General features: G+C 30.0%; 16 protein-coding genes. 12 read left to right on the forward strand and 4 right to left on the reverse strand.

The features are described from left to right. Positions 1 to 68 precede the first annotated feature (68 nt). Positions 69 to 776, forward strand: coding sequence for a hypothetical protein (locus tag ACQY5W_RS02210; RefSeq protein ID WP_428023306.1), 708 nt, complete (start codon positions 69 to 71; stop codon positions 774 to 776). 10 nt (positions 777 to 786) lie between these two features. Here the strand turns inward: ACQY5W_RS02210 and ACQY5W_RS02215 are convergent, their stop codons facing one another. Beyond that, entirely contained in the window at positions 787 to 2133 is a 1347-nt protein-coding gene (locus ACQY5W_RS02215) for a nitrogenase component 1 (RefSeq protein WP_428023307.1), read from the reverse strand. Between the two features lie 162 nt (positions 2134 to 2295). Between ACQY5W_RS02215 and ACQY5W_RS02220 the strand changes: the two genes are divergently transcribed. Genes ACQY5W_RS02220 through ACQY5W_RS02235 form a run of 4 tightly spaced genes read left to right on the forward strand, consistent with a single transcriptional unit; the run spans position 2296 to position 5260 of the window. Then, entirely contained in the window at positions 2296 to 2682 is a 387-nt protein-coding gene (locus tag ACQY5W_RS02220; protein WP_428023308.1) for a NifB/NifX family molybdenum-iron cluster-binding protein, read from the forward strand. Between the two features lie 10 nt (positions 2683 to 2692). Then, positions 2693 to 3664 carry a NifU family protein gene (locus ACQY5W_RS02225; RefSeq protein WP_428023309.1) on the forward strand — a complete coding sequence of 324 codons (972 nt, stop codon included), beginning with the start codon at positions 2693 to 2695 and terminating at the stop codon, positions 3662 to 3664. After that, on the forward strand, positions 3661 to 4017 hold the full coding sequence (locus ACQY5W_RS02230) for a NifB/NifX family molybdenum-iron cluster-binding protein (RefSeq protein ID WP_428023310.1): 357 nt from the start codon (positions 3661 to 3663) through the stop codon (positions 4015 to 4017). Before ACQY5W_RS02225 ends, ACQY5W_RS02230 begins: the two co-directional genes overlap by 4 nt. A 4-nt stretch (positions 4018 to 4021) precedes the next feature. Continuing rightward, a complete protein-coding gene (locus ACQY5W_RS02235) occupies positions 4022 to 5260 on the forward strand; it encodes an FprA family A-type flavoprotein (protein ID WP_428023311.1) in 1239 nt (412 codons plus the stop codon). A gap of 58 nt (positions 5261 to 5318) precedes the next feature. Here ACQY5W_RS02235 and ACQY5W_RS02240 read toward each other — a convergent pair whose 3' ends face one another. Both ACQY5W_RS02240 and ACQY5W_RS02245 read right to left on the reverse strand, forming a co-directional pair. Then, positions 5319 to 5504, reverse strand: coding sequence for a hypothetical protein (locus ACQY5W_RS02240; RefSeq protein ID WP_428023312.1), 186 nt, complete (start codon positions 5502 to 5504; stop codon positions 5319 to 5321). Next, positions 5501 to 5860 (reverse strand): ArsC/Spx/MgsR family protein, encoded by a 360-nt coding sequence (locus ACQY5W_RS02245; protein WP_428023313.1) that lies wholly within the window; start codon positions 5858 to 5860, stop codon positions 5501 to 5503. The genes ACQY5W_RS02240 and ACQY5W_RS02245 overlap by 4 nt, the downstream gene beginning before the upstream one ends. Before the next feature lie 102 nt (positions 5861 to 5962). Between ACQY5W_RS02245 and nifB the strand changes: the two genes are divergently transcribed. The 7 genes from nifB to ACQY5W_RS02280 all read left to right on the forward strand — a co-directional run bounded on the left by nifB (position 5963) and on the right by ACQY5W_RS02280 (position 11242). After that, positions 5963 to 7411: a nitrogenase cofactor biosynthesis protein NifB gene (gene nifB, locus ACQY5W_RS02250; RefSeq protein ID WP_428023314.1), complete on the forward strand. Its 1449-nt coding sequence runs from the start codon at positions 5963 to 5965 to the stop codon at positions 7409 to 7411. A gap of 71 nt (positions 7412 to 7482) precedes the next feature. Next, complete coding sequence (gene nifV, locus ACQY5W_RS02255; protein WP_428023315.1) at positions 7483 to 8598, forward strand: homocitrate synthase; 1116 nt, start codon at positions 7483 to 7485, stop codon at positions 8596 to 8598. Continuing rightward, positions 8580 to 9386: a hypothetical protein gene (locus ACQY5W_RS02260; RefSeq protein ID WP_428023316.1), complete on the forward strand. Its 807-nt coding sequence runs from the start codon at positions 8580 to 8582 to the stop codon at positions 9384 to 9386. The genes nifV and ACQY5W_RS02260 overlap by 19 nt, the downstream gene beginning before the upstream one ends. 11 nt (positions 9387 to 9397) lie before the next feature. Next, positions 9398 to 9607 carry a CCE_0567 family metalloprotein gene (locus tag ACQY5W_RS02265; protein ID WP_428023317.1) on the forward strand — a complete coding sequence of 70 codons (210 nt, stop codon included), beginning with the start codon at positions 9398 to 9400 and terminating at the stop codon, positions 9605 to 9607. Positions 9608 to 9613: 6 nt separating this feature from the next. Beyond that, positions 9614 to 9856, forward strand: a complete 243-nt coding sequence (locus tag ACQY5W_RS02270) for a hypothetical protein (RefSeq protein WP_428023318.1) — start codon at positions 9614 to 9616, stop codon at positions 9854 to 9856. 1 nt (position 9857) lies between these two features. Then, on the forward strand, positions 9858 to 10850 hold the full coding sequence (locus ACQY5W_RS02275) for a leucine-rich repeat domain-containing protein (protein WP_428023319.1): 993 nt from the start codon (positions 9858 to 9860) through the stop codon (positions 10848 to 10850). A 71-nt stretch (positions 10851 to 10921) separates the two neighbouring features. Continuing rightward, the gene (locus tag ACQY5W_RS02280) at positions 10922 to 11242 is read left to right on the forward strand and encodes a nitrogen fixation protein NifQ (RefSeq protein ID WP_428023320.1); all 321 of its coding nucleotides are present in this window, start codon (positions 10922 to 10924) and stop codon (positions 11240 to 11242) included. 11 nt (positions 11243 to 11253) lie between these two features. Here the strand turns inward: ACQY5W_RS02280 and ACQY5W_RS02285 are convergent, their stop codons facing one another. Further along, on the reverse strand, positions 11254 to 12162 hold the full coding sequence (locus ACQY5W_RS02285) for an RluA family pseudouridine synthase (protein ID WP_428023321.1): 909 nt from the start codon (positions 12160 to 12162) through the stop codon (positions 11254 to 11256). Between the last annotated feature and the right edge of the window lie 118 nt (positions 12163 to 12280).

A 12280-nucleotide genomic window follows, 5' to 3' on the forward strand; every position in this document is an offset into this window, starting at 1 on the left:
CTTTATACTTTTTTATGATATAATTTTTTATCTAATTTTAAGTGGAATTTTTTTCAAAAGGCTTTTTTATGAATATAAATAATTATGAAGAACATGTAAATATAGTAAAAAATCTAAAAATGTCAGATAGTTTTTATGACGTTAGAGAACCTTATAAAGAGGGATTTGAAGAACTTTATAATAAAGCAAAAGAAGAAAAAGTCTCCATATCAAATGCAAAAGAGTTTTTAGATTCATTATCAAAAGAGGAGCTAAGTACTCTTCAACACTATACGCTTCTTGCGGATGATATAAATGTAGGCTCATTAAGTGATGAGGGAGCTTATAATCTACTTTTACACCACTATGAAAAGTATGATTTTGATAATGATGGATTAGTATCAAATGGTATATCTAAAGGCATGGGCTTTATACCAACAAATATGTCAAACTCTGATAAAGAACTTTTAGTCGAATCTCTTAATGAACTTGATGAGAAAGATAGATTTTTATCAATGGCTATGATATTTCCAATGCCTATGCTAAAAAAAGTAAATGGAGAAGTTATTCAAGCGGGAAGGAAAGAAGATTTTGATTATGATTTTATGATGAATAGAATAGATTTCCTTTTAAATCCAGCACCAGGAGCATATACAAGTCCTGAATTGAAATCAACTATTAGACTTTTTAAAGAGGTTTTAGAAAAGAATTTTGAAGAGAAGCTTCAAAAAAAAGAAGAACTTAATGCAAATCTATCAAATCAAGCAAATATCTCTAAGGCTAAAATAAATAGTTAAACTATTTATTTTAGTTTATGTTCCAAGGTTCAGGATTACCAACTACTTTAAATACCTTGTTATTTACAGCATTACAAACATCTTTTGCTAAGTTTACAAGTCCAGCATAGGCACCATAACTTACCTTTTTTTCTTGATTTACATCCACAAAAGCTATTTTTTTCTTAATAGCTGTATATAAACTTCGTCCACCTGCAAGTAAAATATCGATGTTATGTTCATCTATTAATTTTGCTTGTTCAGTTCCTGGGTCTTCAATTAAGATTTTTACATATTGGGCACAGATTTCTCTATCTTCTAATGTTGCTTTTTTTACACTTGTTGCAACTACATCTATACCTATATCTTGTAAAGCTGATGCTATCGACCAAGTTTTATTTCCACCCGTATTTAAAATAGCTTTTTTACCCTCAAGTATTTTTTTATAAGGGATTAATGCTTCTTCAAGTTTTGTCTCTTCTTGCTCAATTACTTCTTTTGCTTTTTTGATTAATTTTTCATCTCCAAAGGCGTTTACTATACTCATAATTGCATTTGTTGTATCCCTTTTACCATAAAAAGAGATACTTATATATGGGATATTGTATCTCTCTTGCATTTTTCTTGTTAGACTTATAAGAGATTTTGCACAAACTATAACATTTAGTTTTGCTCTATGTGCCATTTGAATATCTTCGATTCTTCCATCACCTGCAAGTGTTGAGATTACTTTTATACCTATTTTTTCTAGTATGGGAGTATATTGCCACATATCACCAGTAACATTATATTCTCCAATTAGATTTATTCCAAAAGGATGGATAAGTTCAGGTTCTCTTGTCCCTATAAGTTGATGTAAAACTGACTCTCCACCAAGTCTTGAGCCTAAGTTTTTCCCTCCTACAAAACCTGGAGAGTGGATGACAACCACAGGGATTTTATGTTTCTTTTCCATTCTGTTACAAACATTATCCATATCATCCCCAATCATAGCAGTAACACATGTTTCATATACAAAGATTCCCTTTGGATTTTTATGTTCAACTATGTAGTCTATAGCATCTTCAAGTTTTTTATCTCCACCAAAGATTACATCATTTGTATTTACATCTGTAGTGTAACCAGTTATGGTGTTATTCTCTCCCTTGTGTGAAGTTAGGGTTTGTCTAGTCTCCCAAGAAGCTCCTATACATGTAGCTGGTGAATGTACTAGATGTACAACATCAGCATAAGGAAAAAGTGCAATTTGTGCACCTTCAAAGGCACAACCACCACTTGTAGCTCCTGGTTTTGGCTTATCACAAGATGACTTTTTTTCTTTATTATGGGAACAAGCACTTTCACTTAAGAGTTCTTGAATCAGTTTTTTATTTACCATTTTAGTTCCTTTATTGCCTACTTTTAAAGAAGTATCAAAAACCTAAATGAGGATAATTATCTTATCCTTATATTTAATTGTATTAGTTGCAAAATCTGTTCCTTTTAAAATAAAGGAATAGATTTTGCATAGATATATTTATAGTTATTTAAAGGATTTAAAATGATAGCAATACCATTAACTAAAAAGGACTCAACAGTAATTTCCGATTTATATGGAAATGCTCCATATTTTGCCCTACTAGATTTAAACTCTGGATATTTTAGTGTGTCAGAAAACAAAGGTTGTGGAAATGGAATAGATACAGCCCAATGTGTAAAAGAACTTGGAGCTGTTGGTACTATTTTTTATCATATGGGAGAGGGTGTTTTTAATCATTTGGAAAAAAATAAAGTAAAGGTTTATAGTGCATCAAAAACTTATTTAAGTATAGAAGATATTTATAGAAATCTTTTAAATGATGCTTGTAAGCTAGTGACTAAAACAAATTGTGATACTTTGTTAGATTCTGGAACAACATCTTGTTCTTGTGAGTGCGATAAAAACTAATCGAGCAAATATGGAAAAAAGTTTAGATTATTATCTTTCACTAAATTATCCCTTTGAAATTTATAGTGGAGAACATGAGCTTGGGGATGCTTTTTTAGTTGAATTTTTTGACTTTGATATAAAAGCTTCAAGTGAAGATTTTACTGAAGCAATTGAGATTGCCCATACATATTTAAAAGAGCATATAAAAAGAGAATTGGAAGCTAATAGGGAGATTCCAAATCCAAATGAAGGAAGAAGATTTATGAAACATAGAGTTGCACTTGCTGCATATAAAAGTAAAGACTTTGAAAAAGCCTATAGTATTTGGATAGAAGAGGCAAAATTTAAAAATGACCAAGCAATGGCAAACTTAGGTTTGATGTATCTAAAAGGTGAAGGTGTAGAAAAAGACTACTCTCTAGCTAAAGATTGGTTTGAAAAAGCTAGTTCTTATGATAATGATTCTGCAAACTTTAATTTAGCACTTATGTATCAAACAAAAATAGGTGTTGAAGAAGATATAGAAAAAGCCAAAGATTATTTTAGACGAGCAGTTAGAAAAAATCACACCCAAGCTGCTTTTAGATTAGCGCTTATTTTACTTCAAGATAGACAAAATCTTGAGGGGGTAAAAGAGGGTTTTGATTGTATGTTAAAAGCTGCACAAAATGGTCATGCTATGGCAAATATCCAATTAACAGGTATGGATAAACCCCTTGCAAGTAATGTGGAATTAAATAAGCACTTTAGAGCACAAACAATAGAAAAACAACTTGAAATCATAAATGATACTTTAGATAGATTTATTAGACCAATTTTATTAAAAGATGGTGGAAATATTTTACTAATAGATTATGCAAATGAGCCAGAAATAGAACTTAGACTTGCTTATCAAGGTGCTTGTGTAGGTTGTTCGATTGCTAGTACAGGAACTTATGAGATGATAAAAGGGACTTTGGAAAAAGTGATTGATTCAAGGGTTAGGATATATATATTATGAGAATTGCATTTGCTTCTAAGGATAATATTTATGTAAATCAACATTTTGGTTGGTGCAAAGAGTTTTATATTTATGAAATAAAAGGTGATAGTTACACTTTTGTTAAATCAGTTAACTCTTCTATGGAAATAGATGATGAAATAGAAAAACTTAATTACAAAATAGAGTGTTGTGAAGGTTGTGATATTTTATATGTTCAACAAATTGGACCAAAAGCAGCGCTTATGGTAAAAGCTTCAAAAATATTTCCTATGCAAGCAAGTGGAGAAGATGAAAAAATAGAAGAGATTTTACAAAAGTTTATAAAAATGAAAGAGAACCCTCCTATTTGGATGAGAAGGTTAATAGACTAAGATTATGTATTCAAATAAACCAATTGAAATAGCACCAAACATTTATTTTATAGGATCATTTGACCCTGATATTAGAACCTTTGATATTATAATGAAAACAGCCAATGGCTCATCATATAATGCTTATTTGATAAAAACAAATGAAGGTGTGATTATCTTGGATACGGTTAAGTTGGAGTTTCAAGATGAGTTTTTTAAAAAAATAGAATCTTTGTGTTCATATGATGAGATTAAGTATGTTATTTCCCATCATTTAGAACCAGATCACGCAGGGGCAATTCCAGAACTTATGAATAGAGCTCCAAGAGCAAAAGTGCTTATCTCTCCCCAAGCAACGCCTATGTTAAAAGCAATAACAAGAAATGAAAATATTGATTTTGAAACAGTTTGGACAAATAAAAGTCTAACTTTGGGGGACAAAACAATTAAATTTTTGACAACTCCTTATTTACACTGGCCTGAAACTATGAGTTCTTATATAGTTGAAGATAAGCTACTTTTTTCAGGGGATGTATTTGGAAGTCATTATCACGATAGAAGATTATTTGATGATTTAGTTGGGGATTTTTTTTACTCTTTTAAATACTATTATGACCATATTATGAGGCCTTTTAAATCTTATGCTTTAAATGCAATTAAACTTTATGACAAACTTGAAATAAACATGATAGCAACCCTTCATGGACCAATATTAAGGGAAAATCCAAAACAATATATTGAATACTATAGAAAATGGAGCCAAGATAATTATAAAGATATTTCCCATGGTAAAAAAATATTATCAATTTTTTATCTAACAAGTTATAAAAATACAAAAGATATGGCTGAAGCAATTTTTGAAGGTGCTGAAAGTGTGGATGGAATCATTGCCAATGTCTATGATTTAGCTTCAATTGAAGAATCAAATATGATAAATATACTAGAAGAGAGTAATGGTATTTTAATAGGAACACCTACAATCAATGCAGATGCTCCAAAACCTGTTTGGGATTTACTTTCATGTATGATGTTATTAGAAAAAAAAGGGAAAACAGGAGGTGCTTTTGGTTCATATGGTTGGAGTGGAGAAGCTGTTGATATGATAATTCATAGATTAAAATCTCTTAATTTTCGTGTTCCTCCCTTAGAATCTATGAAAATAAAATTAATACCTACAAAAGAAGAATTAGCTCAATGTTACGATTTTGGAGTGGAGTTTGCAGAGATTATAAATGGTAAAATGATAGAAATGACTATGAATTAAAATGAATAGGTGATGAGTATAAACCTATGACTAAAACTAATACTCATCACCTATTTGTTTATGATAGATTACTTAAATTTGATACTTTATAAACTACATCTTTTAATTCATTTAATTTTTTTATAATATCTTCATTACAGTGTTCATCCATATCAAATCTTGTTTCCATAAAATCATATATATTATCAATATTTGAAAAAACCTCTTGTAAAAGTTGTTCTTTTATCTTTTCTTGAATACTCATCTTATTTCCTTTAGTTTAAAATCTAAGATTTTATTTAAATCAAATCCACAAAATTTATTTGACCCTATTGCAATAAGCGGTCTTTTTATAAGTATTGGGTTTGATATCATCATTGTTAGAAGATTTTCATCTGAGATATTATCAATATCTAGTTCTTTGTTTTTTATAGCTGGAGCATTTGGATTTATACAATCTTTTATACTCATATCTGTAAAGAAGTTAAGAAGTTGCTCTTTTGAAAAATTTGTTTTTAATAAATTTGTACTAATTACATTGAATCCAAAATCAACTAATCTTTTTTTTTGTTTTGTATTATTTACACATCCTGGTTTTTCATAAAAAAGTATTGGAATCATAATCTCTCCTTAATATATATGTTCATATGCATTTTGTATTCCCATAAACTTTATGGAACGCTATATGCATAAGGTACAACAGAAAATTAAAAAGGAGATACTATGAGTTGTTCTTGTACATCAAGTAGTACACAAAGCGAATTACAACAAGAAGTAATGGATAAAATTAACAATCATCCATGTTATTCAGAAGGGGCTCACCAACACTACGCGAGAATTCATGTGGCTGTTGCCCCTGCTTGTAATATCCAATGTAACTACTGTAATAGAAAGTTTGATTGCTCAAATGAGAGTCGTCCTGGTGTTACTTCTGCTAAATTAAGTCCTGAAGATGCAGTTAAAAAAGTTTTATATGTAGGTGGTGATATTCAACAACTATCCGTTGTAGGTATTGCAGGACCAGGTGATGCTTTAGCAAATCCTGTAAAAACATTTGAAACATTTAGAATGCTTCAAGAAAAAGCACCAGATTTAAAATTATGCTTATCAACAAATGGTCTTAGACTTCCAGAGTTTATTGATGAGATTGTTAAATACAATGTTGACCACGTAACAGTTACTATTAATTCTGTTGATGAAACAGGAGAAGTGGGAGCTAGAATTTATCCATGGGTTCATTGGAATCATGAAAAAGTTTTTGGGACTGAAGGTGCAAAAATTCTTTTAGAACAACAACTAAAAGGTATAAAAATGCTTACAGATAGAGGTATTTTAGTAAAAGCTAACTCTGTTTTAATTCCTGGAGTTAATGATAAAGAATTACCAAATGTTGCTAAAAAACTAAAAGAGTTAAATGTATTTTTACACAATATTATGCCACTTTTATCAAAACCAGAGTTTGGGACTTATTATGGTCTTAATGGACAAAAAAGTGCAACAGACCAAGAGGTAATGGCAGCACAAGAAGCCTGTGGAATGGATATGAAACTAATGAGCCATTGCAGACAGTGTCGTGCTGATGCGGTTGGACTTATTGGGGAAGATAGAGGAGAAGAGTTTACTAGCGATGTTTTTCAAAATATGACTTGGGAAGAGTTACAAGACCAATACAATATGGATGCACGTGCAAAAAAACATGAAGTTATTGAAAACTGGAGAGCTGCTCTTGATGCTGCAAATGAAAGAATTAAGATAGAACAAGCGACTAAAGAAGAGCTAAGCTCAACTGGTGTTACTAAACTTGTAGCAGTTACAACAGCAGGTGAAGGAACAGTAAATTTACATTTTGGTAATGCCACAGAGTTCCTAATTTACGAAGTTGGTGACAAAGCTATCAAATTTGTAATGCACAGAAAAGTAGAAAATGCTTACTGTAAAGGACCTGAAGATTGTGATGGTTCATATCCAATTGAAGAGATAAAAAATACTTTAAAAGATGTGGATATTCTTTTAACAGAAAAAATTGGTGGTTGTCCTCAAGATGAATTAAAAACTATTAATCTAATCTCTGATGATTCTTATGCTTTACAACCAATAGAAAAATCAGTTTTTGCTGCAGCTCAAAAATATTTCTTTAGTCAAGAAGCAAAAACACAAAAAGAGTTAGGTTGATTCCTAACTTTTTTTAAAATCCAAAGGAATAGTTTTTGCATCTATACTTTTAATCCAATAAAAGGCAGATAATGTTTCTTATAAATGATACAACATTAAGAGATGGTGAACAAGCTCCATATGTAGCATTTAATACAAAAGAGAAATTAGATATTGCCCAAAAACTTTATGAAGCGGGCGCGGATGAACTAGAAGTTGGAATTCCAGCGATGGGAAAAAAAGAGCAGGATGATTTAAAAGAGATACTTGCTTTAAATCTTCCTATTCAGATAATGAGTTGGAATAGAGCTACAATGTCAGATTTGGAAGCCTCTTTAGAGTGCGGGCTAAAAGCAGTTGACTTATCTATTCCCGTTTCGGATATCCTTATTGATGTAAAATTCGGTGGGGATAAACAAAAAGTTTTAGCACAACTAGAAATTGTTATTTTAGAAGCTAAAAAAGAAGGGTTATTTGTTTGTATTGGTGGAGAGGATTCAAGTCGAGCTAATTTGGACTTTTTAAAAGAAATTTTAGCTTTAGGGAAGAGTCTTGGTGCAAATAGATTTAGATATTGTGATACTGTTGGGATATTAACTCCAACAAAAACATATCAAAAGATAAGTGAACTTACAAAGTTAGATTTACTTGATATAGAGATGCATACCCATAATGATTTTGGTATGGCAACAGCAAATGCTATCTCGGGTTATGAAGCAGGAGCAAAAAGTGCCAATACTACAGTTATTGGATTGGGTGAACGCGCGGGAAATGCCTCTTTTGAACAAGTATTGATGACTTTGGCAAGGTTGCTTGGAAAAGATACTCAAATAAAATCTGATAAATTAAAAGCACTTATTCAAACAGTAGGTCTTGCATCAAATAGAAGAATTGATACCAACTTACCAATTGTTGGGGAGTATATCTTTTCACATGAGTCAGGTATTCATGTAAATGGAATGATGAAATCAAAAAGTGCTTATGAACCGTTTACTCCAACAGAAGTTGGCTTAGAGAGATATTTCCCAATAGGAAAACACTCTGGAACATCAACACTACTTTACCATCTACAAACTTTAGGAATAAATCCTTCAAAAAAAAGTTTACAAAATCTTTTACCAATAGTTAGAGAGATAGTTACAAATAGAAAAAGAGTGTTAGATATAAAAGAATTGGAAGAGTTATACTTATGTTCGTTGGATATTTAAGAAGTAATTTTGAAGAAGAACTCTCTTTAATTTTAGAGAGTGATACTTTTTTTGATTTAGAGTTATTAAAACAGACCTATGAAATATATCCACAATACTGTTTTGCTGCTTATGAAGAGGGTAAGATAGTTGGAATAATTAGTGCCTATGCTTTTAGTAAACATATTTTTATAAATGTAATAAAAGCCCTAGACACTCACAAAGAAGTTTTAACTAGACTCATAAAACTTTTAGTTCAAAATGTTTCAAGTATGAATATTTATGTACTTATTGAAGATAAATTAAGTTCATATTTTACTACTTTTAACTTCCAAGAACACTCAAAGTTTTTAAGATATTTGCATAGTGGAGAGGCTGTTGCCTTTAACTTCTCAAACTCAACAGCTAAACAAGTAAGTGGAGAAAACTATGATGAAATCTCAAGAAAAATTGACAAAGAGGTATTTTGGGATGATAGGGAAGAGTATATAAAAAAGGATTGTGTTTTTACAAACTCTTTAAAACTTTCCACAACAAGTGGTTTTATGCACTCATATGTTGTAAATAAAAGATATATAAAAATCTCACCTTGGCTTATGCAAAATGAATCTTACTTAGACGCTGAAAAGCTTTTAAGAGGAGTTTTGTATTATCGAGGGTTGAAAAAAATCTTTGCTTTTATACCCAAAGATATAAAAGAGATAAGTGAACTCTATGAGAGTTACAAGTTTAAAAAAGATGGAAATTTTACTTTACTTTATTTGGGTGAAAAACCTGAATTAAAGTTAGAGAATTTATATGCAATTTAAAGGAAAATTCGATGGCCGATTTAACAGAAGAGCAAAAAGAGAAGAAAAAAGAGTTAGCAAAATATAAAAGAAAAGTTGTAGAACTAGCTGGTGTTATGCACGATATAGTTGAAGATACAATTTGGACAGATTATGTAAAGTTACCAAAACTTAGTGAAGATATAGGTTTGGCTATGCAAGATGTGGAGAGTTTTTTAGAAGAACATCCTTATTTAAGGTAATACAATATGGAAGATTTGAAAAACAAAATTATTTGTGAGTGTGGAGAAAAGAGTATTCTTGATGCAGTTAATATTTTTGAAAAAACAGATCTTCCATATAAAAAAGCCAAAAAGTTAGTAACAGGATGTAATAAAACTTGTTGTAGGAAGCCTCTTATGGCTTTATTTAATATGGTCGATTTTGGATTTGTTGATTATGAAGAAATTTCATTTTTAATAGATGCCATGAATGATAGATTAAAGGGATAAAATGAGAAGTGAAATAGAAGATTTTATTAAATGGGTTAACGCAAATGGCTTAAACTCTTACATTTCAACTCATATTGATGATATAAATGGCATGACCCATTTGGACTTATCAAAAAAGAAAATTAGAGAACTCCCTGAATCTTTTCATGTTTTACAAAATCTTACGGTTTTAAAACTATCAAATAATAGATTAACAAAGTTGCCAAAATCTATTGGAAATCTAAAATACCTAAAAAATTTACAGTGTGAAAATAATCTTTTAACCAAAATACCTACCACCATAGGAAATTTATCTAAGCTAATGATTTTAAATCTAAATGGAAATAGATTAGAAAAACTTCCAAAAGAGCTTTATGATTTAAAAAGTCTTACAAGATTGACACTTGCTGCAAATAAGATAAAAGAGTTGGATAAGGATTTAGAGAAACTAAATAGACTTTTATATTTCTCTTTAGATACAAATGAATTAACTGAATTACCTGATAGTTTTTCAAAGATGAGGTCTTTATATTATTTGGATGTTTCCTTTAATAATTTGACAAAATTACCTCCTTCTATTTCAAAAATTGATGAGCTACAAACACTACTTTTAGAGGGAAATCAAATAGATGATTTACCCTCTTTAGAATCCCATGATATGCTTATAAAACTTGATTTAAGTGATAATTCTTTGAATTCATTGGATTTTAATGTTAGCAAATTAGAAGATTTAAAAATACTTATTTTGGATAATAATTTTTTAACAACACTTCCCGATGAGGTATGTGAATTAAATAATCTTACTAATTTAAGTATTAGTTCTAACTCTTTGATTAAACTTCCTGAAAACATAGGAAACCTTAAAAATCTTGAAGAACTAGATATAGAAGATAACAATATTAAAAAACTTCCTGATTCATTTATAAAGTTAAAAAAGCTAAAACATCTATATTTGGCTGATAATAATGGCTTAAAAAAACCAGAGGGAATGGAATTTGAATATTGTGATTTATAAATAAGGACAACTCGTGTCCTCTTTAAAGTTTGTTTCTTTAAACAAAATTTATTAAATTAAAGGAGTCTATTATGCGTGATTTAGAACTTATGGAAAAAGAGGTTTTAGACCTTTTAATAAAACATGCAAATAATGAAGTTATAAAAACTACTTTAGCTCCACTTATTGCAAAAACTTCTATAGAGATGGGACATCTTTATTCTGATTTGGGATTAGCAAGTAGAGAAGAGATGGGCAAACTTATGAGTGCAAATTTTAGCTCACTTGCAAAACTAAAACCTTCGGATGTTAGATGGAAAAAATATTTGTATGATTGTATAGGTAAAACAGCACCTGCTTGTGCTAAGTGCAATGATATTTCTAACTGTTTTCATTGCTCTTTAGCTTCTTAATAAAAAGTGAACTATTGTGGAAGTTCACTTAAAAATTTTTCATAAATCTCTTTATTTTTAGAATATATTTTATATAAAACACCTTCATAATTAAACTCCAAATAGTTTGCATGAAGCCATAATCTATGTGAACCACTAACTTCTTCTCTTCTTTTTTCATCTAGAACTTTATCTAAATAATCATTTGCAAAATCATCATCAACTCCATAAATAGGATCACCTAAAATTGTATGACCAATTGAGTAAAGATGAACTCTTATTTGGTGTTGCCTTCCTGTTACTGGTATGGCTTCTACTAATGTTAAATCATTTTTTTTATCATATTTTATTGGATTGATTATAGTTTTAGATTTTTTACCCTCAACTCCAGCTTCCATTCTTACACCAATATTTTTCCCCTCTTTTTGTAAGGAAGTATCAATTGAAATAGACTCTTTTATTTCGCCTCTTACAATTGCTAAGTAAGATTTTTTATATTTTTTCTCTTCAAACATTAATTTTAGTTTAGATTCTATCTCTCTATCTTTTGCACACATTATTAATCCAGAAGTTTCTGCATCAATTCTATGTACTAAATTGGCATCAGGTCCGAAATAATAACGAACTTCATCCAATAAACAGTACTCAGTATTTTTACTAATAGGATGAACAACAATTCCCGATGGCTTATCAAAAATTGCGAAGAATTTGCTTTGAAATAGTGGTTTTAAGCCTCTTGTATGACCTTCAAATTGAGCAATATAAATTATGTCTGATTCTAATATGTCTCCATACTTTAAAGGCTTAAGTTTTTCATCAAAAACTCTTCCTTTCCCTATGGACTTTTGCGCTATAGACGTCTTCATCTTTAGATTTTTAACTAGATGAACTTGGATTTTTTCTCCAGAGTGTGCTGGGTATTCTTTTAAAATAAACGGCAAAATTATATCCTTAAATTAAGTAAAAATTAACCAAAAATTAATGTGATTCTTTGACTAAAGTAGATAACATATCATATTAAAAAAAATCGAAATTTATGATAAAAATAGAAAAAGTGCT

The organism is Arcobacter sp., from assembly GCF_050300555.1.
Lineage (GTDB): Bacteria > Campylobacterota > Campylobacteria > Campylobacterales > Arcobacteraceae > Arcobacter.